The organism is Pseudomonas sp. KH_024_B2, from assembly GCF_057839965.1.
This window is the reverse complement of the sequence record NZ_CM174502.1, coordinates 1,243,027-1,263,277: the sequence shown is the minus strand read 5'-3', so window position 1 is coordinate 1,263,277 and position 20,251 is coordinate 1,243,027. Positions and strand designations below refer to the sequence as shown.

The following is a 20,251-nucleotide window of genomic DNA, read 5'->3' as shown; positions in this document are numbered from 1 at the left end:
ACTCAATTAGACACACAACTGCTAGGCTCCTCGCCAACAAAGCACTTGCCCGACGCATATAACAAAAAAGAATATAACTTTTGTTTTAACAACTAACCGTACGGGTTAGGGTGTCCCACCTTTTGAACATTTTATGGAGAGCGACCTTGCCTCTGCCTAGCACTTTCACGCGTTTCTTCCAGTTGGAGGCAGCCAGCGGTCTGTTATTGATTGCCGCTGCAGCCCTGGCTCTGATCATCAACAACTCACCGTTGTCCTGGTTGTATAACGGCCTGCTGGACACTCCAGTAGTCGCCCAGATCGGCGCCTTGAAGATCGCCAAGCCTCTGCTGTTGTGGATCAACGACGGCCTGATGGCGATGTTCTTCCTGCTGATCGGCCTGGAGGTCAAACGCGAACTCCTCGAAGGTCATCTGTCGAAGCCCTCGCAGATCGTCTTGCCGGGCGCCGCGGCTATCGGTGGCATGGTCGTGCCGGCGCTGATCTACTGGTTCCTCAACAAGGACGACCCGACGGCATTGGGTGGCTGGGCCATTCCGATGGCCACCGACATCGCCTTCGCCCTTGGCGTACTGGCCCTGTTGGGCAAACGCGTGCCGGTCTCGTTGAAACTGTTCCTGATGACCCTGGCGATCATCGACGACCTTGGGGCAATCATCGTCATCGCGATCTTCTACTCGGGCGCACTGTCCACCCTGTCGCTGATACTGGCCGCGGCTTGTCTGGTGGCACTGGTGGCGATGAACCGGCTAGGGGTGGTGAAGCTCGGGCCGTACATGATCATCGGTCTGATCCTCTGGGTCTGTGTGCTCAAGAGCGGCGTCCATGCGACCCTGGCCGGTGTGACGCTGGCGTTCTGCATTCCACTGCGTACCAAAAACGCCGAGCCTTCGCCGTTGCTGAGCCTGGAACACGCGCTGCACCCATGGGTTGCCTTCGGCATTCTGCCGCTGTTCGCCTTCGCCAATGCCGGGGTATCGCTGGTCGGTGTCAACCTCGAAAGCTTCACCCACCATGTGCCGATGGGCATCGCCGCCGGCCTGCTGCTGGGCAAGACCATCGGCGTCTTCGGCCTGACCTGGCTGGCGGTCAGGATCGGCATTGCGGCGCTGCCGACCGGTGCGAACTGGGGTCAGGTGCTCGGCGTGGCGATTCTCTGCGGGATCGGCTTCACCATGAGTCTCTTTGTAGGATCCCTGGCATTCGTTCCGGGCAGTAGCGACTACGCCGGGATGGACCGCATGGGCATTCTCACAGGCTCCATACTCGCAGCGCTGATCGGTTATGCCGTGACGGCGGCGGCCAGTCGCAAGGCCTCCGTCGCTTCAATCGTGAGCGCCGACGGCGTCAAAGGCTGAAAACACAAAACCCCGACCAGTTGCCTGGCCGGGGTTTTGTTTTAAGCGCTTTGTTTGCAGCGCTTTCGCTTAGTGGGCAACGCGGCTGGTACCGTCAACCGTCGCGATACGAACGCGTTCGCCGACACGGAAAACTTCGTTTTCCTGAACCTGCTGCACATAGGCACGCATGCTGCCGTCGTCTTCGCGAACGGTGATTTCCACACCCTGAGTACGGGTGAATCCTTCTTCGGTGGCCGAGCCGATCAGGCCACCCGCCACCGCACCGATCACGGCCGCAACGATGCTGCCGCGCCCGCCACCGATGGCGCTACCGCCAACACCACCAACGACCGCACCGGCGGCACTGCCGATCGGGGTCTTGGTACCTTCGATTTTCACCGGACGCAAGGCTTCGATGGTCCCCATGCGAATCGTCTGTACACGACGCGCTTCGTCACGGGAGTAAGAGTCGCCGGTCAGGCTGGACTGGCAGCCACTGAGCAACACCGCCATCGTGGTGAAAGAAGCAACCAGCAGAACAGACTTACGCATAGCATCAACTCCAAAGGACAGGTATTCATTAAACTCCGCAGCTTGACGCCTGTCACGGTATCGCCCGGATAAAACTGGTTTCATTCAGGCGCAGTACAGGAGCGTCCGAGCCCCATCACACAGTAGCACTTATCAAAACCTGCGCCGCCGGCCAAAGGATTTCCATGGATTACTTCATCATTGTCGTCACCACCGTCGCCGGGCTGTACTTCCACTGGTGGCTGTACGTGCGGATCAAACGCTGGATGGATCGCGACCTGGCGCTGGCTTTGGCCAATGGCGACGAGCAGAAAAAAGCCTTCATGTTGCGGCAACTGGCGAGCGCTCAGGAGCAGAAAGTCAAACGCAGGGATCTGCCGCGTTGGCTCGAAGCCGCCGCGGCCACTTATCCTGATCAGTAGACTATTTAAGGTGCCAGACGTTCCAGTGCCCAGTCGCTGCCTTGCAAACGATAGTTGAGCCGATCATGCAGACGACTCGGGCGGCCTTGCCAGAACTCGATACGTTCCGGCAACAAGCGATAACCGCCCCAATGCTCCGGGCAATGGGGTTGAGTGTCGCTGAAGCGTTGTTCGGTGGTCTTGAGCAACCCTTCCAGCTCCTCGCGACCGGCAATCACCTGGCTCTGCGGTGAAGCCCAGGCGCCGATGCGACTGCCCAGCGGACGCACTTGGTAATACGCATCGGATTCCTGCGGCGTAACCTTGACCACCCGCCCTTCGATGCGTACCTGGCGTTCCAGCGTCGGCCAGAAAAAGGTCATGGCGGCGAACGGGCGAACCGACAATTGCTGCCCCTTCGCACTCTCGTAGTTGGTGAAGAAGGTGAAGCCCTGCTCGTCCAGCCCCTTGAGCAGCAGAATGCGGCAATGCGGGCGACCGTCCTGATCGACGGTGGCCAGGGTCATCGCATTCGCTTCGACCGGCGGCTGTTCGGTTTTCACCGCCTCGGCAAACCACTGATGGAACAGCGCGAAAGGCTCAGCCGGAGCCTGGGCCTCGGTCAGTCCATCGCGCGTGTAGTCGCGGCGCATATCAGCCAGACTTTGGGTCATGGCGCTTTCCTTCTGCGTGGATAATCAGTTTTTGGCTGGTTCGGTCGCTTCGACTTTCTTTTCTGGAGCTACGGCCGGGGCTGGCTTTTTCGCCGTGGCCTTGGCGGGGGTTTTCTTGGCCGCGGTTTTGGCAGCAGCTTTCTTGGTCGAGGCGGCCTTTTTCGCGGGAGCGGCTTTCTTCGCAGGAGCCACTACAGGCTTGACCAGTGGTTTGATGTCCTGGGCGACGGCCTTGGTCACCGGTGCCGGCGCTGGCATGTTGTACTTGCTCAGCAGGGCAACCAGGGTGTCTCGCGGGGTCAGCAGGAGTTCCACCCGACGGTTCAACTTACGACCTTCAACGCTGTCGTTGGCCGCGCGCGGCGCATCCGAGCCCATGCCACGCAGCATCAGGCGGTCGCGCTGCAAGCCGCTGAGACGGAAGATCGCGGCGATCGACTGCGCGCGTTCCTGGCTCAGTTTCACGTTCGCAGAAGCAGCACCCGCGCTATCGGCGTGGCCGAGTATCAGTACGGCGGTTTTTGGGTCTGCTTCAAGAATCTTTGCGATCCGGGTGAATGGACCCAGTGTGGCAGGGAGCAACATGGCCGGACGATCCGGATTGAACGAACTGTCGGCCGGTGCCGTCACCACCAACAGGTTTTCTTGACGCTCGAGTGTCAGGTTGCTGTCCTTGATCGCGGTGCGCAGGCGCGGTTCGTAGTCATCCAGCCAGGCTTGAGTGACTTTCGGGTCCGGCATTGGCACAACCTTCGTCTTCGCGGTGTCCTGCTCCTTACCGCCGAACGGCCACCACCAATGGGTCCCGGTATCGGCTTTAGCGACTGTCGCAGGTGCGGCGGCTTTGGCTACAGGGGCTGGAGTTACCGGCTTGACTGGCGTCGGGGTCGACGCCTTGCTGGCAACCTTGTCGGATGAGCCGAACTGCCACCAGTGACCGCCTTCAGCACCTTTCTGCGGAGTTTGTGCGCAACCGGTGATTGCCAAGCAAAGCGCCAGAGCGAGAGTTTTATTCGATGACATTGGGTAATCCACAAAAATGAGATGAAGGACAATCGGGCGCTACGATCCACCTAAGCCCCCGCATAAACCGACGCTTTGAAAGCAGAAAAGCCACCGGGTTCCGACCCGGGGATTTTTCTGTGATATTTGCGAATCCTTGTCGATCAACGGCCCTTTACAGGCAGCCGGCCAACACTCGCACCAGCTTTTGCGCCCGCGGGTCCATCAGGACGTACGGGCCCAGAGTGTTGGTCACAAAGCCGAAGGCCACATCGTGCTCAGGATCTGCAAAACCGATGGAGCCGCCGGCGCCTGGATGGCCAAACGCCCGTCGGCCGAGGCCGTAGGTCGCATTGGGTACATCCGGTTGATCGAGCATGCAGCCCAGACCGAAGCGGGTCTGGGTCAATAACGTTTTGTCCGGCCCGATGCTGTGCTCACGGGTCAGTTCGTTGAGCATTTCGGCTTCCAGCAGGCTGCCGTCGAGCAAACCGCTGTAGAACCCCGCCAGGCTGCGGGCATTGCCGTGCCCATTGGCCGCAGGTTGCTGCATACGCCGCCATTCCGGCTTGTTGGTGCTGGTCATGATCGACGGCGGGTTGGTGAAGGCCCGGGTGGTCATGGCCGTTGGCTCACGCATCGTTACTTGCAGCAAGCGCTGAGCGGCAGCGTCGCCGACATTGCCTTTGCCGCGAGCGATATGCGCGACGCGATGGAACTCTTCGTCTGCCAGGCCCACGTGAAAATCCAGCCCCAACGGCCGCGCAACCCGCGCCACGATAGACTCTCCCGGCCCCCGCCCGTCAGCGCGACGCAACAGTTCACCGACCAGCCAGCCATAGGTGATCGCCGCATAACCATGGCCTTCGCCGGGCGTCCACCAAGGGGCTTCGGCGGCCAGGGCATCGACCATGGTTGGCCAGTCGTAAAGGGCCTCGGGCGCCAGTAACTCGCGCAACGCCGGCAAGCCAGCCTGATGAGAGAGCAAGTGGCGCAGGGTGACCGATTCCTTGCCGGCGGCAGCGAACTCGGGCCAGTACCTGGCGACGGGTGCATCCAGTTGCAATTTACCTTCGGCAACCAGTTGCAACGCGGTGACTGCGGTAAAGGTCTTGGTGCAGGAAAACAGGTTGGCAATGGTGTCGCTGTGCCAGGCCTCGGTGCCGTCCTTGTCTGCCGTACCGGCCCAGAGGTCGACTACTGTTTCCCCGCCGATCTGAATGCACAGCGCGGCGCCACGTTCCTGAGGATCATCGAAGAGTGCTGCAAACGCTTCGCGCACCGCTTCGAACTTAAGCTCGTAATGACCCTGAATCTGCACCCGCACCTCTCCCGGACAAACGTTTTACAAAGTTACACATTGTTCCAGCCCTTGAGGGATTTGGGAATCGGCTTGGGCTGGGCGGTCGCCCGTATTCGGGCTGGATTCGAAATCTGCAGCGCCAGTCAGGACGCCTTCGCGGGCAAGCCCGCTCCCACAAAAGCACCAATACCTGTGGGAGCGGGCTTGCCCGCGAAGAACGATGACGCGATCTTGCAGGCAGGCCTCAGCCTTTACTGGCCAGTCCCGGAATGCCCACCCGAGTGTCCGCCCTGCCCCGCGTCCTTGCCCTGGCTGTCTGTCTTGCTGCCTTCGCCTTCATGGGCCGCCGCTTTATCGGCATCGGCTTTAGCCTTCCCGGCCTCTTTGCCCAGTTGATCGACCGCCTGCACGTTGCTCTTGCGCACGTTGTCGACAAAACCCTGGAACGGCACATCGGTAATCCCCACCAGCCCGAAGTGGCCGTTTTCGCCATCCAGCAGACGACCGGTCACCGGCTGATCGAGATACTGGAACCAGTGCACACCGACGATCGATGGCTCTGTCACTGCCTGTTTAAGGAAGTTGGCATAGGCCGGACCACGGTCTTCTTCCTTCGAAAGCTCGGTCACACCGCCCCAGAATGGACCACGATCCCGCGACCCGAAGTTGAACTCGGTGATCAGTACGGGTTTGTCCAACGCACGCAATTTGGCGAAGTCATAGCCGTCCTGCGGTTTCAGGGTGTACATGTTGAAGCTCAATACATCGCAATACTGCGCGCAGGACTCGACCGCTTCGGGTGTGTTGATGGCAAACCGACCGCCCAGCAACAGGTGGTTCGGCGCGTGCCACTTCAGCGAATCGGAAATGGTTTTGAAGTAGGTGTCGGCGAAGACCTTCTGGAAATATTTGAAGTCCGCTTCGATTTCCGGGTATTCCAGGCTTGGCAACGGTGGCTCGAAGCCCGGGTCTTCCATCAACTCCCAGGCCGGCAGATCGATGCCCCAGGCTTTCGACAAACCCGCCTGGTTGCGGTATTTGTCACGTAACTGTTTGAGGAACGCGCGTTTTGCCGGAACATCGGTGGTCATGCGCAAAGTGCCGTAAGCCAGCGCGTAACGGGATTTAGGATCAGCGCCAGGGCCGGCCCAAGCCAGCTCGTTATCGGCGAAGTAGCCCATCAGCCACGGATCATCCCGGTGATCGCGGGCTGCGATGGCCACGGCGCGTTCGGTGGCCATGGCGAAGCGCGGGTCGAACGGATCGGGCATGCCGCCCCACCAGTCGCTGCCGGTACTGATACTGGCGTAATCGCCAACAATCGACAGCGCCAAGGTGTAGGGCACACGATCAGCGAGACCCAATGCCGGGGCGCTCCAGTTGCCGATGGTGTTGAAACCCCAGGCCTGCAGACGGTCGAGGGTATGACTCGCCCAGCGCTTTTCATCGAAGGCTTCGGGCGCGCACGGCACGACAGCCGGTTTCTCTGCGGTGTTCTCTACGGTGTCTGCCTTGGCGACGGCTTCGACGCCAGCCTTGGTTATTGCACAAGGTTGACCGTAGGTGCGCTGGAGATTGGCGCCATAGAAGTCATACCAGCGACCGGCATTGAAACCACGGCCCTTGTCAGAACCGTTACCCCCACGGTTGTCGCCTTCGCCGTAATAGCTGGCCAACGGTTCATCGGCCTTGGGCAGCGCGCCGAACATCCATTCACGTCCGGCGACATAGGTCTGGCTGGTATCGGCAGTGACGGCGTTGACCCCCAGGGAATAGAACGGATGACCTTCAGGGGTCACCAGATACCAGCGTCCGTCACGCTTTTCAGTGCGGAAAAAACCACTGGCCTTGAAGTCCGGGCCTTTGTTCCAGCCACCGAATTTATCCAGGGACGAACGTTCGCGCTCGGCGAGCAAGGTTTTCAGCTGCTGTTGCTCTTTGCCGGCAGCGGCTTTCAACTGCTCATCGCTACTGACCTTTTCCGGCCATTTCGCCCGAGTGGACTGACCGTAGGCATCGACCAGCGAGCCATAGGCCGCCTTCACCACCGCATCAGCGTCCTGCACACCGAAGCGCTCGAGCATGATGCTCTGCGCCACTTTCGGCTGGTCCATCGACAGCGTGACCGACACCACCTGGTTGCGATCCAGCTCACCTTCGCTGCTGGCGAGGAACACCCGCTGACCGTCGACCGTCATCGGCATGGGTGGCCCGGCTTTCATGCCCTGGCCCAGCGGCGAGCTGGCCTGCAAGGGTACCAACAGGGTTTGCGCGGGGCCGGCCGGCAGGTCGATGCGACTGGTCAGGGTCTTGCCATCATTGCTCTGGATTTTCACGTAGAGGGTCAACGGCCAGTTCATGGCGCTCTGGATCCGCAAGCTCATGGCGCCCGACTGCGACCAGTCCCAGGCACCGGTCTGCGGCGTCAGGCGCAGGCTCGGCTGGTTCGCCGGGTTGAAAGTTACCCGGCGCAGGACTTCGCCCTCAGCCGTTTGCTCCGCGTTGGATTGCGGTAGGCTGGCATCTTCAGTCGCCACCTGGACCACGTCTGCGGGGCGGACAAAGTTGAACAGCGTCTGCTGTCCGGCAGGCGCAGCCAGCAGCGGCGCGGCGAACAACAGAGCAAAAACAGCGGGCAGCGAACGGCGAATCATGGGAACGAGGTTCTCCCTAACGACCAGTGAACGGTCTGTGTGGAATTTAATGACTTGAGATAGACAACGCGGTGGGCGTATTTGCCCACCGCATCTCAAGAAATTTCCCGGCGAAACGGCGGTAAAGCATTGAGAATAGCTTTGCCGTAGCGTTGCGTGACCAGTCGGCGGTCGAGCAAGGTGATGGTGCCGCGATCTTCCTCGGTACGCAGCAGCCGGCCGCAGGCCTGGACCAGCTTCAGCGAGGCGTCCGGCACGGAGATTTCCATGAATGGATTGCCGCCCCGAGCCTCGATCCATTCGGCCAGCGCCGCTTCGACCGGGTCATCCGGGACCGAAAACGGGATCTTGGCGATCACCACGTGCTCGCAATAGGCACCGGGCAAATCCACACCCTCGGCGAAACTCGCCAGGCCGAACAGCACGCTGGAGTCGCCGCCATCGACCCGCGCCTTGTGCTTGTTCAGGGTTTCCTGTTTCGACAGGTTGCCTTGAATGAACACTTGTTTGCGCCAGTCGCGGTCCAGGCCATCGAACACGTCCTGCATCTGTTTGCGCGACGAGAACAGCACCAGAGTCCCGCGCGAGCCTTCGACCAATGACGGCAGATCACGGATGATCGCCGCCGTGTGTGCGGGAGCATCCCGAGGGTCGGCGCGCAGGTCCGGAACCCGCAGCACACCGGCGTCGGCGTGATGGAAGGGGCTTGGTACCACCGCCGTCACGGCTTTTTTCGGCAAGCCGGCGCGCATGCGGAAGCGATCGAAAGTACCCAATGCAGTCAAGGTAGCCGAGGTCACCAGCGCGCCATAGGCAATGTTCCACAGGTTGCGCCGGAGCATTTCTGCCGCAAGGATGGGGCTGGCGTTGACCTCGATGTCGAACAGTGAACCGCTTTCGGCCAGGGTCAGCCAGCGGGCCATCGGCGGGTTGTCTTCCGGGTCTTCGGCAGTGAATGCGGTCCACAACTCCCAATTGCCTTGGGAGCGGGACAGCAAACTACCGAACAACGGGTACCACTCTTCCGCCTGGTTGCTGGCAATGCCAATGTTGACCTCGCCATCCATGCCTTCCTTGAGCAACTCGGTGAGCCGGGTGAAGACGTCGGTCAGGCGCGAAAAGCCCTTCTTCAGCTCGACGCCCATTTCGCGCATGTGCTCGGGAATCACCCCGCCGACAAAACGATGGCGCGGCCGTTCGCGGCCTTCCACGTCTTCGCCGGGCTTGAAGTCGGCCACTTGCTCGCAGGCGGTGAACATGAACTGTTGTTGAGTCTTGATCTCGCGTGCCAACTCCGGCACTTGCTCGATCAACTTGCCCAGGTCGCCGGGCAGCGGATGCTGAGCCAGCAGTTTGGCGAGATTCTTGGCGGTCTGCTCCAGCCAGTCGGCCGTGGAGCGCAGACGGGTGTAATGGGCGAAGTGGCCGATGGCCTTGTCTGGCAGGTGGTGCCCTTCGTCGAACACGTAGAGCGTGTCTCGCGGGTCCGGCAACACCGCGCCGCCGCCCAGCGCCAGGTCAGCCAGCACCATGTCGTGGTTGGTGACGATCACATCGACCTTGCCCATGCCTTCGCGGGCCTTGTAAAAGGCGCACTGGCCGAAGTTCGGGCAATGACGGTTGGTGCACTGGCTGTGATCGGTGGTCAGCCGTGCCCAGTCCTGGTCTTCCAGGGCGGTGGACCAGCTGTCGCGATCGCCGTCCCATTTATTCCCGGCAAGCTTCTCGATCATGCTGGTAAAGAGCTTCTGACTGGCCTCATCGACCTCGATCTTGAAGCCTTCTTCTTCGAAAAGCTGCGCCGTGGCGGTTTGCGCGTGACCTTCCTGCAGCAACATGTCGAGCTTGGACAGGCACATGTAGCGGCCCCGGCCCTTGGCCAGAGCAAAGGTAAAGTTCAGCCCGCTGTTGCGCATCAGGTCCGGCAAATCCTTGTAGACGATCTGCTCCTGCAACGCGACGGTCGCGGTGGCAATCACCAGGCGTTTGCCGGCGGCCTTGGCGGTGGGAATCGCCGCCAAGCTGTAGGCCACGGTTTTCCCGGTACCGGTGCCGGCTTCCACCGCCACTACCGCGGGGTCGCCACTGCGCCGACCTTCGTCATCGGTAGCGATGTCGCCGAGGACTTTGGCCACTTCGGCGATCATCAAACGCTGGCCGTAACGCGGCTTGAGGCTCTTGGCTTCGAGAAAACGCGAGTAAGCGCCCTGGATCTGGGATTTGAGTTCGTTGCTGATCATGGTCTTCGGGCGCGTGAAATGCTGGATAAATTTTCAGTGGTTCGAATCGGCCGCTATCATAACCCGCTAATTCATCCCGCGCAGAACGGAGTACCCGAATGACACCCTTTGCCCTTGTCTACACCCTGCATGTATTGGCGGCCCTGGTCTGGGTCGGCGGCATGTTTTTCGCCTGGCTGGTGCTGCGCCCCGCAGCAATGGCGGCACTTGAAGGCCCGGCGAGGCTGAAGTTGTGGGTAGAAGTGTTTCAACGTTTTTTTGTATGGGTTTGGGTCGCCGTGGTGCTTTTGCCGATCAGCGGAGTCGGCCTGATCCAGTTGCGCTTCAACGGCTTTGAAACCGCACCGCGTTATGTGCAGGTGATGATGGGGCTGTACCTGGTGATGACGGCGCTGTTTATCCGCATTCAGGCATTGCAACTGCCCGAACTGCGTAAAGCGGTGTTGGCTGAGGACTGGCCGAGCGGCGCGGCAACGCTGGGGAATATTCGGCGTTTGGTGGGGATTAATCTGATTATCGGGTTGTTGCTGGTGGCGGTGGCGTCTGCAAGGCCGATGTTTTGATTTAGATCTTAAAAGCTTCGCGGGCAAGCCCGCTCCCACATGGTTCGCGCACATCCTGTGAGAGCGGCGGTGCGGCGATCCGACTTGCCCGCGAAGACGGCATGTCAGACACCACACATTTCGGAAACTGCTTACAACCGCTGCACCGTCACCGAACCCGAATCACCGGCAGGCCCTGGCTGGCCTTCAACGCCAGGACGCCCGCTCTTGCCACCATCGGCGCGGTAAACGAAACAGCCTTTGGACTTGCCGCCCGCACCCGGTTTGCCAGCGGCTCCGGCCAATCCGCCTGCGCCGCCGTCGACCCGGACCTTGATCTGCCCGGCGGGATAAGCTCGCGGCAATTCGACTCTTACTTGCGCACCGGCAGCACCGGGACGGCCATCGCCGCCGTTATCGCCATCGGCGCCACGACCGGCCTGGCCCCAGGCACAACCCGGCGCCTGACCGTTGGCGCCATCCAGGCCAACGTAACCCGGGGCACCGGCACCGCCGCGGGCATCCACCGACAACTCTTGAGCGTTCAGCGAGTCAATTCGCAGGTTGAGGTTACGCCCGGGTTTGGCAACCTTGAGGTAAGTACCCGACGCTCCGCGGGAGGTAATCTGGCTACCATTGTCCAATTGGGCATGGTTGATTTTCAATTGCAGGCTTTGCTCGCCGGGTGCGATGGCGATCCGCGCTTCGCGTCCCAGATGCAGTTCGCCGACAGTCACTTCAGTCACGTTTGAAGGAATCAGCAGCGTGCCGTAATCGGCGACGTCCAGCCGCTCCAGTTGCAGAACGCTGGTGGTGTTCGGCAAACGCACCAAGGAGTTGGTGTCGACCGTTACCACTTGGGCATAGGCCAAAGGGCTGCACAAAGCGGCTAGCAGAAAGAGTTTACGCATGATTGGCCTCCGGGATGGCCTGCGCCGGGATGGTTTGCAGATGAAAAACGCCGAACAGCAGAATCTGTAAACGATCACGCCGCCGATGGGCACGCCCCTTCAGGCTGCGATTGAACAGTATCAGTTCCAGAAGATGCGTCAGCAGCAACAGGTTGCCAGCGAGCTTGACCAATAGGTGGAGCGGATGGATCAACGGGTTGAGCAGATTGACCACTACGACTAACCAGAACAGCAAGGTCAAAAACTTCCCCAGCCCCCATAACACCTTCATACGCTCCCCCGTTGAGAATTATTCTTTGCACGCACAGTACCGACTTCCACGAGGGATAAGCCAGAGGGCGATGAAAATTCTTCTTGATGCCGCCGGATCAACGAGGCTCAAAGTCCGGCGGCTATCGATCAGTGGCCGATAACCAGCTCGACACGGCGGTTTTGCGCCCGGCCTTCTTCGGTGGCGTTATCGGCGACCGGCTGGCTTTCGCCCATGCCCTGGCTGGTGAGTTTATCCGGGGCCAGGCCCTGGCTCATCAGGAAAGCCGCCACACTGCTGGCACGGCGTTCGGAGAGTTTCTGGTTGTAGGCATCCGACCCGTTGCTATCGGTATGACCTATCACCTTGATGCTCGTCACATCGGTATTTTTCAGCTTGGCCATCAACTCCAGTAACTGGCTTTCAGCCGCCGGGGTCAATTGCGAGGAGTTATAGGCGAACAGCACACCGCGCAGGGTGATGACTTCACTTTGCGGGGCTTGCGGCTCCGGCGCCTTGACGGTGGCAGGGTATTGCGGCACCGGGCAGCCCCGGTTATCGACCGGCGTATTGGCCGGGGTATCAGGGCAATGGTCACGGCGGTCGAATACGCCGTCACTGTCGTCGTCGCCATCCTGTGCGTAACAGATCAAGCCACCGGTCAACAGACCGAGTGCCGCACCGCCTGCCGCCCAACTACTACTTTCTATCGCGCCCAGACCGCCGCCGACCAGACCGCCGATCACGCTACAGATCGGCCAGGTACGTTGATTGAGCGGGGCGCTGCCATCGCTGTGAGTGGCGCAGCCTGAAAGCAGGCCGCCGAGCAGTAGTGCCGGCAAGACGATCCGTGAGAGAACTCTCATTGTGAATGCTCCTGTGTTACCGGCCCATACCGGTCACACAGGAGTAAAGACCTGCATCCGCGACTGCACAAGCCGCGGGCTGCAAGGGCTTTAGCGGTTGATTTGAATTTCCACGCGGCGGTTCATAGCGCGGCCGTCAGCGGTTTTGTTATCCGCTACCGGTTGGCTCTCGCCGGCACCCGAGACTGAAACGAAACTGCTGCGCGGGATTCCATTGCCGATCAGATACTCCACCACCGAATGGGCACGTCTATCCGAAAGCTTCTTGTTGTAGGTATCACTGCCGACACTGTCGGTGTGCCCGGTGACACGCAACTGAGCGCTCGGTGCTTCGTTCTTCAGCCGCGTAACGATCGTGTCGAGTTTGGTTTTATCCGTGGCGGTCAATTTCGCCGAGTCGAACTCGAAGTTCACATCGCGGATAACGATGGTTTCCTCTTTGACGACCACCACCTCTTCGACGACGGCCACCGGTGGCGGCGGTGGAGGGCAACCGTTGGCATCGACCTGTACGCCCTTCGGTGTACCCGGGCACTTGTCGCGACTGTCCGGCACGCCATCACCGTCTTCGTCGCCGTCGCCATGCACCCAGCAATAGGCTGCAGCCATACTGCCAACGAACAATGCGCCACCGCCGGCCCACGCCGAACTCTCGATCGCGCCCAGCCCGGCACCGACGACTCCCCCAACAGCGGCACAGGTCGGCCAGTCGGTTTTCTGCAAACCTGCACAACCAGTCAACACACTGGTTAACAGAACCAAGGGTAATGCTGTCCGAATTATGCTCATCTAGTTTCTCTCCTCAGGGGAAATCGGCCTGGAACCGATCCAAGGAGTAAAGACTGAAGTTTTAATCTCTGCCAGCAATAGGCCATCTGAGGTTTTGTCCGATATTCACGACAAATGAATTCATTTGACCAAAAACCGCTCTAGGCTCGAACGTTCGGGCGCGCTAGTCTTTGCGGCTCTGATTGAGGATCCTTGATGACCGTAGGTATTTCTCCACGCACACCTCAGCAAGCGCTCGCCGCTTTGCTCGATCGCTATGCACCGCAGCGTCTGCTGCTGATCGGTGCCAGTGACTTTCCGGCCCTCGAAGCATTCAGGCAGGCGCACCCGGACACCTGTGTCGCGCAAGCCGCACCCGGTCCTCTGCCGGCAGAGCTGGCCGCTTGCCGCTTCGATCTGGCACTGGCGGTCGATTGCCTTGAGCATCTGCCCAAACGCGATGGCCTGAACCTGCTTGGCGGGATTCGCAACCTCAATGCCAGTCGCATTGCAGTGCTGGCGGATCTTTCGGCTTGTGGCTGGCAGGAAACCGATTTTTTCTCCCTGGCGCTGCAAGCCAGTGAACGCTTCCAGCGTGACGAACAGGTGCTGACCCTGTTCACCTACGATCTGCTTGAATACAAACAAGTGCCCGACTGGCTGAATGCCCGGTTCTGGGCCAACCCGGAAATGTTCGGCAAGTACTGGTGGTAAACCCATGAATATCAATGGCTTACCTCACAATGAACGCCATCACCGCTATGCCCGAGCAGGGCCAAGTGTCACCAGCCTGTCACCAGCCTTGTCACCAGAAGCCTTTGCAGGACCTCTCGGTCTGGCATTATCGACGCTCAGGCATCTACTACCTCAGAGTCCGTCCAAGGGGCTGCTCTGCCCGTAGCCTCACCCTCTCCCTTCGCTCCACCGATAGGCCGACCGCAATGCAGTTCTCCAAGGACATCCTCCTGACACTGGCTAAGTTCCACCTCGACCGCCCTGAGGCGACGTGGGAGGACCTCAAGGAGCGCATCAAGGACATCGCTGAGGAAGCCTTGACGATGGGCCATAGCGAAGACACACGGAGCCTCTACATGGAGGTCTATGAGGAGATGTGCAATCACCTCGCTGAGGCTGGCTCAACTGGAGCCTTCAATGTGAGCCAGCAACGAGCCGTGAGCATGGCGGGAAGGATGCTGAGGGCTGCTCAGGATCGACTTGAGGGGCGCCCCGAGGGGCTGATGGGGATCGTCGGGGAGCTTTCTTGTGGCACGTCTGTAGCCCCTTCCCAGTCCCTATCTGTTTTACCGCCTTCGGCTACTCAAGAACCAATTACCTTCGAGACCCTCTCAGGGCTCTTTTTGGCTGAACGCAAAGGCAACGTGACCGCTTCCACTCTCAATTCCGTTACGTCCAACTGCCGGACCCTCAGCGGCCTCCTTGGGGACTTGGACATCAGAACCCACACACGGGAGGACATGACGACGCTTAAGGCAAAGGTTCTTGATGGCCGCAAGCCGCTGACGAGTAACAAGTTATTGGGTCAGCTCACGACTGTCATGGACTGGGCAAAAGACAATGCTTATATCCCCTACTCTCTTGCCAATCGCCTGAAGATCGAGAGAGGCGCTGAGAGCACCCGTAAGCCAATGACTCGGGAGCAAGTGGCAATCATCATGGAACACGCCAATGGCCTGGCTGTGGACGATTGGAAGCGTTGGGCATTGTCTCTGGGGGTAATCACAGGGGCTCGTATCGGGGAGCTTTACCAGCTCACCAAGGAGGATGTGAAGCAGGTGAATGGCATCACCGTTATCGACATCAACAAGGATGAGAACGGCGGCAAGACCCTGAAGAATGACTTCTCCGTGAGGCAGGTTCCGTTAGTCGATGGAGCCTACGGGTTCTCCCTTGAGGCGTTCCGTGAGTGGGTCGAAGGGAGCCAAGGCAGGCTGTTCACTCAGAAAAAGCACTACTTCGACAAGCCGCTGAATGATGCCCTTCGTGAACCTCTGGAGCTGAAGGCTGGCGGTGACCAGTCATTCCATTCCCTTCGACACTCCATCTCCGGGCTCATGAAGGCCGCTGTGACTCCAGATGCAATCATGCAGGCCGTCACTGGGCATAGCGCAGGGAACATCACCAACGACCTCTATGCGAGGACCCAGAGGCTGCCCGTTGAGGTGGTCCATGAGGCGCTCGTGAAGGCGTTCTCATTGGTCACTCAGTGATATGATCCTGTTTTAAAACATGGAGTTACGGCAGTGACAATGACACTTCGAAAAGCTATGGCTGCATCACTTGCTCTGCTGATGGTGGGCTTTACTGGCAGCCTGCTGGTTTATTTTGGTGAGGCTGTCATCTTTTGTTTCATCCATTGGTCTGGTCGTTCTGAACGGATAGGCTCGTATCTTATTTCCACCATCGAGTCAGGGCTGGGCTTTGGTGCCATAGCGATGCTTCCGGGGCTTTTGGCGCTGACAGTTACCGGCTGCTGTTACGCTTTGAGGTCTGTAAGGTCGAATTAAGAATAAGCGCAATTTCATGGGTATCGAGCTGGACGTACTGACCGGCCACCCTGAACACGACCTGCTGTTTGTGGTCTCGCAAGTGGCTAAGGCAGCCGGGATCAAGAACTTCTATGTGGCTGGGGCCAACTATCGCAAGCTCAAGATCCACGAGGGTATGAAGTGGCTGACACTGTCTGATGTTGGAATCTCCCTACGTTTGAGTCGGGGGGAGGGTCCAGTACAACCCATGCCGCACACAACCTCCCTAATGTCTGAGAGCCACGTCTACCAGATGCTGCTGCGATCCAAGGCCCCGGCCACCGAGCCCTTCCGCAAGTGGGTCATTGAGGAGGTCCTTCCGACCATCCGCAAGACCGGCTCCATCTCTACCGCGCTTCTACGTGAAATCTAATCGACTCGCTGGGTCCTGGCCTTGTTGCTTGAGCGTAGGCGCGTGCTCGTAGAAAACCTCAAGATCCCCTGAAGGCCCGTGTTTGCTGGTCGAAAGTCCGCTGTCGTTAAAAACCCTCGCTATGGCTAACCCACCACACGAGGACCAATTTAATGACCAGCATTCCAGCCAACCTGCCACACCGCCACGTCGATCACGAGACCGGGCACATTCTCCACGTCGATCCGATCACAGGCGAGATCATCGCTCGTAAGGACATGATCCGGCGCAAGGACCCAAGAGCCGAGTTTGAAGCATGGGCTGCCCAGCGCCGAAGCGAAGACCTGAGCGCCGACTACGCCACCATCCAAGCCGCCATTGCGAAGGCTGAGCCTGTTGTCCCAGTTGTCGAGGCTGAGCCTATCAAGCGTGGCCGACCGAAGACCGTATACACAAACCCAGCGGCTGCCTTCATGCCTTTCCTTGCAACGCCGCAACTACCGAACTGGGCAGACGACATCATCACCGGGTCGATCTACACAAGCGCGGGGACCAACACCACCAGCGGCAAGGTGAATGTTAAGTCTCGCTCCGTGGTCGCCGCTTTGTTCCTCTCGGAGATCTCAGCGGAGTCCTGCCAGTCAGGTGAGTACACCCTACGCACCGCCCAGCGCACCGCCAAGGCTGCCCGACATGCTGCCCATGGGATCGCTTCGTATGTGGAGAGACACCCGAAAATCAAGGCTGAACTGGAGGCTGAGCTGGCTGTAGAGGCTCTATGCCGGGCCTCTCCGACTTAACGTCGTATGTTAATAAAAACATCTCAAGACCACCTTTCAGCTCATCGACACCAGATCGTCCAGCTCATCGACCAGACCCAGAGGGAGAGGGGTAGTGATAATAATCACCCCTCCTCGAAGAGGAACCTTAAAGAACAACGCAAAGGAGGATCATCAATCATGACCAGTATCTTGTCCTGTCCAGCCATCTCCAAGCTCACCCAAGAGGATCTTGAGTTCCTCTCGATCACCTTCCCCAGATCAACCCGACCTCAACTGGTCGCCCTACGCAATGTCCTCAACGACCAAAAGGCACCTTGGAGAACCTACGCTCGTGGTTTGGTCTCCATCGCCAAGGACGCCATGCTCAAGGAGGTAGCCTTTAAGTGCTCCCCGAGGACTGCTGATCGTATGTCCCTTCTGCTTGATCGGGGTGTCTGTCTCCAAGCTGTCGCTACGACGCCCTTGAAGATCCCCATGGCGGGAACTGAGCCAATCTCGCTCAGGCTTTAAGAAGTCCGTCAAGGTGTCGTTAAAAACCCTCACTATGGCTACAGGGAGACACACCAACAAAAATAAATATTTCTCCCTGATGAACAGTAACACCCGACCGTCGCCACGGTTGTCCCAGTAGCGAGCTAACGCTACGCCTCAAAGATGCCCTCAGGCCTGCCATGTCCTGAACCAGCATCAGCAGTAAATAAACCAACTAAACCCCAGAACCTTTTGATCGACCTTGGATGAGGCCCATGTGGCTACTCCTATGGCCGTCTGGTCGTGTGCCTCAATGGCGCCAAGTTCGAATCAAAGGGTCACCTCAAAGGAGATCCAACACCATGCAAATTAACATCACCAATGTCCTGAAGAACGAAGTGACCGTCTCCGGCCAGACCATGAGCCGTGAGTACGTCGAGAGCATCATGCTGCCCATGCTGGTCGCTCAATGCGCCACCGTGAAGGGTCGTAAGTTCGAGATCGTTAAGTCGTTCGAGGAGGCCGGTCTGTCGCTCTCAGCGATTCCCGAGGTCGCCCGTGAGTACGCCATAGACAAGGCTGAGAAGGCTCGTGAGCGGCTCCGTCAACAAGCTGAGGCCAATGCTCATGCTGAGCGCTTCTATGAGCCGACCCCAAGGGAACTGGCGCAACTTAAGGCCGACCGTGCAGCCCGAGCGGCTGCCATTAAAGAGCAAGGTATGCGCGTCCGTGCGGCCTCTCGTAACTCTGGCTACTAACAACACCTCGACACCCACACCTCATTCCCTTCATCTAATTCAGGAGAACCATTCCCATGAAACTGCCTAACCAATACGTGAAACCTTCGACCTACTACACCGCCATCACCGATGATCAGAACGGGTCGATCCGCTTCAACACTGCTGACATCCGCGCCGAGAACGAAGCGGCAACCGATGTGTCCGTCTACGTGGAAGTCCTGACCGAGGGCCTCGATGAGTACCTCAATGGTGACGAGTGGCGCCAAGAGGCCGCTGAGCGGACTCCTTGTGAGTTCCGTCCGGCTGGCTCAGATGCCACTGGCCAACAAATCATTACGATGGCTGATCGCTCGGTCACCTTCGACCCTCGCAAGAACTGGGACAACCAGATCATCGAGAAGGGCGAAGTCCTGGCTGGGTCTGTGATCTTTACCGAGCCCACCGATACCGCTTTGGTCATCAGCCACCGCTTCACCATCTTCGACCACACCCTGTTAGCAGGCTTCACCGAGGGCTCTATGAACCAGACCGCTGAGAAGCTGTTGCGGGACATCGAGTTCATTGCCGCTGGCAAGATCGCTGGAATCCTGTCTACCGCTCCGTCCACTGAGATCGTCTCCGCGACCAAGCCAACCGGCAAGCCTGTAGAGATCGCAGAGGACCTCATCGACATCTTGACGATGAACATCAACCAAACCGTGGGCACCTCGCTGGGTGACTTCGTGGTCCTGCTGCCTGTGTCGCTGGTGGCGGTTCTGGAGCGTGCTGCTCAACGAGCTGGCGTAGAGGACATTGAGAGCCTCATCGGCACCTCTGTGCAGCCATACGCTGGTACTGACCATGGCCTGTTCCTGCTGCCTAAGCTGTTCACCTCGCTGAGCTACCGAGAAGGTCGCAACGGTGACGTATGGAGAATCGAAGCGACCCGCAACGGTGCCCACCAGTGCTGGGACATCGAGATCATGGCTGTCGTGGATGTGGTCGCTAACGGCAAGGTCCGGGTGAAGCTGACCGCTGATGGTCTCCAGACCGAGGCTGTGGCGTTCCCGATGATCACCCGTATCACGCTGACCGTCTGACCATGAGAGCCCCGTAAGGCCGACCCGAGAGGGAACGGCAGGGGCCTCGATTCACCTGTGCAAATTTGCATAGCTCCCTTCGCCCACGCACGGGCATTCAATCCACAGTTCTTCTGTTCGCCCTTTGAGACCACGCCAGCACCCTTGTCGGGGTCTGTGGGCTGGTCCGTGGGTGCGACTCAGAGGGCGAACAAAAGGAAATCGACACTATGAACATGACAATCGACATCAAACACAAGCACGCCTCCCACGTCACCATCATCGAGGGTCAAGCCTTCAAGGCTAACGACTCCGGCATGTGGGACCTGACTGACATCTGGAAGGCGCTCAAGCTGCCCAAGGGTAAAGCACCAGCACAGTGGCGAACCAAGCAAGCTCAGCGATTGATAGACATGCAAAATTTGCAGGTCATCCAAGGTCGTGCTGCCCAGACCCTTGCGACCAAACGAGCGACCATTGAGTACGCTGGCTGGGTCTCCGATGAATTCAAGGACATGGTCTATGACGCCTTCGAGGCGATCCTTGAGATGCCTGAGGTTGCCTTACTGGTGGCCGACAAGATGCGCAGCATGGGCAATAGCCATAGCGCCGCCATCCTTGAGCGTTATTCCACCTTCAATGACAAGTGTGACTGGAACATCAAGCGTCCTCACAGGAACACCCAGCAGGGTCTACGCGCTGCTGTGGCAAGGGGCACCATCACCCCAGCATGGGCTGCTGAGCTTGGTCTAAAGGTGGTGTCCCGAAAACTGGCTACTTAATTACCTTCTGAAGGGCTTGCAGAAGGACTATCCTTATT

21 protein-coding genes are annotated in these 20,251 nt (G+C 59.1%); 11 read left to right on the top strand and 10 right to left on the bottom strand.

Annotated features, from left to right (window positions below; translation table 11 throughout):
• Positions 1-146: 146 nt before the first annotated feature.
• Positions 147-1,358 carry a Na+/H+ antiporter NhaA gene (gene nhaA, locus AC3I0A_RS05940; protein ID WP_489376695.1) on the top strand — a complete coding sequence of 404 codons (1,212 nt, stop codon included), beginning with the start codon at positions 147-149 and terminating at the stop codon, positions 1,356-1,358.
• A gap of 69 nt (positions 1,359-1,427) precedes the next feature.
• On the opposite strand, the gene AC3I0A_RS05935 is transcribed toward nhaA, so the two are convergent.
• Positions 1,428-1,892: an outer membrane lipoprotein gene (locus AC3I0A_RS05935; protein WP_489376694.1), complete on the bottom strand. Its 465-nt coding sequence runs from the start codon at positions 1,890-1,892 to the stop codon at positions 1,428-1,430.
• Between the two features lie 164 nt (positions 1,893-2,056).
• Between AC3I0A_RS05935 and AC3I0A_RS05930 the strand changes: the two genes are divergently transcribed.
• Positions 2,057-2,293: a hypothetical protein gene (locus AC3I0A_RS05930; RefSeq protein WP_489376692.1), complete on the top strand. Its 237-nt coding sequence runs from the start codon at positions 2,057-2,059 to the stop codon at positions 2,291-2,293.
• A 5-nt stretch (positions 2,294-2,298) separates the two neighbouring features.
• Here the strand turns inward: AC3I0A_RS05930 and pdxH are convergent, their stop codons facing one another.
• The 5 genes from pdxH to dinG form a co-directional block, all read right to left on the bottom strand.
• The gene (pdxH, locus tag AC3I0A_RS05925) at positions 2,299-2,946 is read right to left on the bottom strand and encodes a pyridoxamine 5'-phosphate oxidase (protein ID WP_489376691.1); all 648 of its coding nucleotides are present in this window, start codon (positions 2,944-2,946) and stop codon (positions 2,299-2,301) included.
• A gap of 24 nt (positions 2,947-2,970) precedes the next feature.
• Positions 2,971-3,969 (bottom strand): OmpA family protein, encoded by a 999-nt coding sequence (locus tag AC3I0A_RS05920; RefSeq protein ID WP_489376690.1) that lies wholly within the window; start codon positions 3,967-3,969, stop codon positions 2,971-2,973.
• 154 nt (positions 3,970-4,123) lie between these two features.
• Positions 4,124-5,269, bottom strand: coding sequence for a serine hydrolase domain-containing protein (locus AC3I0A_RS05915; RefSeq protein WP_489376688.1), 1,146 nt, complete (start codon positions 5,267-5,269; stop codon positions 4,124-4,126).
• A gap of 233 nt (positions 5,270-5,502) precedes the next feature.
• On the bottom strand, positions 5,503-7,905 hold the full coding sequence (locus tag AC3I0A_RS05910; protein ID WP_489376687.1) for a beta-agarase: 2,403 nt from the start codon (positions 7,903-7,905) through the stop codon (positions 5,503-5,505).
• Positions 7,906-8,000: 95 nt separating this feature from the next.
• Positions 8,001-10,145: an ATP-dependent DNA helicase DinG gene (gene dinG / locus AC3I0A_RS05905; RefSeq protein WP_489376686.1), complete on the bottom strand. Its 2,145-nt coding sequence runs from the start codon at positions 10,143-10,145 to the stop codon at positions 8,001-8,003.
• Between the two features lie 98 nt (positions 10,146-10,243).
• Between dinG and AC3I0A_RS05900 the strand changes: the two genes are divergently transcribed.
• On the top strand, positions 10,244-10,708 hold the full coding sequence (locus AC3I0A_RS05900; RefSeq protein ID WP_489376684.1) for a CopD family protein: 465 nt from the start codon (positions 10,244-10,246) through the stop codon (positions 10,706-10,708).
• 131 nt (positions 10,709-10,839) lie between these two features.
• Here AC3I0A_RS05900 and AC3I0A_RS05895 read toward each other — a convergent pair whose 3' ends face one another.
• From AC3I0A_RS05895 to AC3I0A_RS05880, 4 genes are all read right to left on the bottom strand, one after another.
• Entirely contained in the window at positions 10,840-11,598 is a 759-nt protein-coding gene (locus AC3I0A_RS05895; RefSeq protein ID WP_489376683.1) for a collagen-like protein, read from the bottom strand.
• Complete coding sequence (locus AC3I0A_RS05890; protein WP_489376682.1) at positions 11,591-11,869, bottom strand: DUF1145 domain-containing protein; 279 nt, start codon at positions 11,867-11,869, stop codon at positions 11,591-11,593. The genes AC3I0A_RS05895 and AC3I0A_RS05890 overlap by 8 nt, the downstream gene beginning before the upstream one ends.
• Before the next feature lie 128 nt (positions 11,870-11,997).
• Positions 11,998-12,714, bottom strand: a complete 717-nt coding sequence (locus AC3I0A_RS05885; RefSeq protein ID WP_489376680.1) for a PA1041 family peptidoglycan-binding anchor lipoprotein — start codon at positions 12,712-12,714, stop codon at positions 11,998-12,000.
• Between the two features lie 90 nt (positions 12,715-12,804).
• Complete coding sequence (locus tag AC3I0A_RS05880; protein ID WP_489376678.1) at positions 12,805-13,503, bottom strand: PA1041 family peptidoglycan-binding anchor lipoprotein; 699 nt, start codon at positions 13,501-13,503, stop codon at positions 12,805-12,807.
• A 195-nt stretch (positions 13,504-13,698) separates the two neighbouring features.
• Between AC3I0A_RS05880 and AC3I0A_RS05875 the strand changes: the two genes are divergently transcribed.
• The 8 genes from AC3I0A_RS05875 to AC3I0A_RS05840 all read left to right on the top strand — a co-directional run bounded on the left by AC3I0A_RS05875 (position 13,699) and on the right by AC3I0A_RS05840 (position 20,213).
• The gene (locus tag AC3I0A_RS05875; RefSeq protein ID WP_489376677.1) at positions 13,699-14,196 is read left to right on the top strand and encodes a DUF6231 family protein; all 498 of its coding nucleotides are present in this window, start codon (positions 13,699-13,701) and stop codon (positions 14,194-14,196) included.
• Positions 14,197-14,423: 227 nt separating this feature from the next.
• Entirely contained in the window at positions 14,424-15,710 is a 1,287-nt protein-coding gene (locus tag AC3I0A_RS05870; RefSeq protein ID WP_489376676.1) for a site-specific integrase, read from the top strand.
• 33 nt (positions 15,711-15,743) lie between these two features.
• Entirely contained in the window at positions 15,744-16,007 is a 264-nt protein-coding gene (locus AC3I0A_RS05865; RefSeq protein ID WP_489376675.1) for a hypothetical protein, read from the top strand.
• Positions 16,008-16,023: 16 nt separating this feature from the next.
• Positions 16,024-16,401 (top strand): BRO-N domain-containing protein, encoded by a 378-nt coding sequence (locus tag AC3I0A_RS05860; RefSeq protein ID WP_489376674.1) that lies wholly within the window; start codon positions 16,024-16,026, stop codon positions 16,399-16,401.
• Positions 16,402-16,553: 152 nt separating this feature from the next.
• Positions 16,554-17,180 (top strand): hypothetical protein, encoded by a 627-nt coding sequence (locus AC3I0A_RS05855; protein WP_489376672.1) that lies wholly within the window; start codon positions 16,554-16,556, stop codon positions 17,178-17,180.
• An 815-nt stretch (positions 17,181-17,995) separates the two neighbouring features.
• Positions 17,996-18,391 carry a DUF6971 family protein gene (locus AC3I0A_RS05850; RefSeq protein WP_489376671.1) on the top strand — a complete coding sequence of 132 codons (396 nt, stop codon included), beginning with the start codon at positions 17,996-17,998 and terminating at the stop codon, positions 18,389-18,391.
• A gap of 56 nt (positions 18,392-18,447) precedes the next feature.
• Entirely contained in the window at positions 18,448-19,452 is a 1,005-nt protein-coding gene (locus AC3I0A_RS05845) for a hypothetical protein (protein WP_489376669.1), read from the top strand.
• Between the two features lie 215 nt (positions 19,453-19,667).
• Entirely contained in the window at positions 19,668-20,213 is a 546-nt protein-coding gene (locus AC3I0A_RS05840; protein ID WP_489376668.1) for a KilA-N domain-containing protein, read from the top strand.
• The last annotated feature ends 38 nt before the right edge of the window (positions 20,214-20,251 follow it).

What these genes read in the sequence shown, in the direction of transcription:
- AC3I0A_RS05935 (WP_489376694.1), bottom strand. Translation starts at nt 1,892, where the DNA reads ATGCGTAAGTCTGTTCTGCTGGTTGCTTCTTTCACCACGATGGCGGTG.
- AC3I0A_RS05930 (WP_489376692.1), top strand. Translation starts at nt 2,057, where the DNA reads ATGGATTACTTCATCATTGTCGTCACCACCGTCGCCGGGCTGTACTTC.
- pdxH (WP_489376691.1), bottom strand. Translation starts at nt 2,946, where the DNA reads ATGACCCAAAGTCTGGCTGATATGCGCCGCGACTACACGCGCGATGGA.
- AC3I0A_RS05920 (WP_489376690.1), bottom strand. Translation starts at nt 3,969, where the DNA reads ATGTCATCGAATAAAACTCTCGCTCTGGCGCTTTGCTTGGCAATCACC.
- AC3I0A_RS05910 (WP_489376687.1), bottom strand. Translation starts at nt 7,905, where the DNA reads ATGATTCGCCGTTCGCTGCCCGCTGTTTTTGCTCTGTTGTTCGCCGCG.
- dinG (WP_489376686.1), bottom strand. Translation starts at nt 10,145, where the DNA reads ATGATCAGCAACGAACTCAAATCCCAGATCCAGGGCGCTTACTCGCGT.
- AC3I0A_RS05900 (WP_489376684.1), top strand. Translation starts at nt 10,244, where the DNA reads ATGACACCCTTTGCCCTTGTCTACACCCTGCATGTATTGGCGGCCCTG.
- AC3I0A_RS05895 (WP_489376683.1), bottom strand. Translation starts at nt 11,598, where the DNA reads ATGCGTAAACTCTTTCTGCTAGCCGCTTTGTGCAGCCCTTTGGCCTAT.
- AC3I0A_RS05890 (WP_489376682.1), bottom strand. Translation starts at nt 11,869, where the DNA reads ATGAAGGTGTTATGGGGGCTGGGGAAGTTTTTGACCTTGCTGTTCTGG.
- AC3I0A_RS05885 (WP_489376680.1), bottom strand. Translation starts at nt 12,714, where the DNA reads ATGAGAGTTCTCTCACGGATCGTCTTGCCGGCACTACTGCTCGGCGGC.
- AC3I0A_RS05880 (WP_489376678.1), bottom strand. Translation starts at nt 13,503, where the DNA reads ATGAGCATAATTCGGACAGCATTACCCTTGGTTCTGTTAACCAGTGTG.
- AC3I0A_RS05875 (WP_489376677.1), top strand. Translation starts at nt 13,699, where the DNA reads ATGACCGTAGGTATTTCTCCACGCACACCTCAGCAAGCGCTCGCCGCT.
- AC3I0A_RS05870 (WP_489376676.1), top strand. Translation starts at nt 14,424, where the DNA reads ATGCAGTTCTCCAAGGACATCCTCCTGACACTGGCTAAGTTCCACCTC.
- AC3I0A_RS05860 (WP_489376674.1), top strand. Translation starts at nt 16,024, where the DNA reads ATGGGTATCGAGCTGGACGTACTGACCGGCCACCCTGAACACGACCTG.
- AC3I0A_RS05855 (WP_489376672.1), top strand. Translation starts at nt 16,554, where the DNA reads ATGACCAGCATTCCAGCCAACCTGCCACACCGCCACGTCGATCACGAG.
- AC3I0A_RS05850 (WP_489376671.1), top strand. Translation starts at nt 17,996, where the DNA reads ATGCAAATTAACATCACCAATGTCCTGAAGAACGAAGTGACCGTCTCC.
- AC3I0A_RS05845 (WP_489376669.1), top strand. Translation starts at nt 18,448, where the DNA reads ATGAAACTGCCTAACCAATACGTGAAACCTTCGACCTACTACACCGCC.
- AC3I0A_RS05840 (WP_489376668.1), top strand. Translation starts at nt 19,668, where the DNA reads ATGACAATCGACATCAAACACAAGCACGCCTCCCACGTCACCATCATC.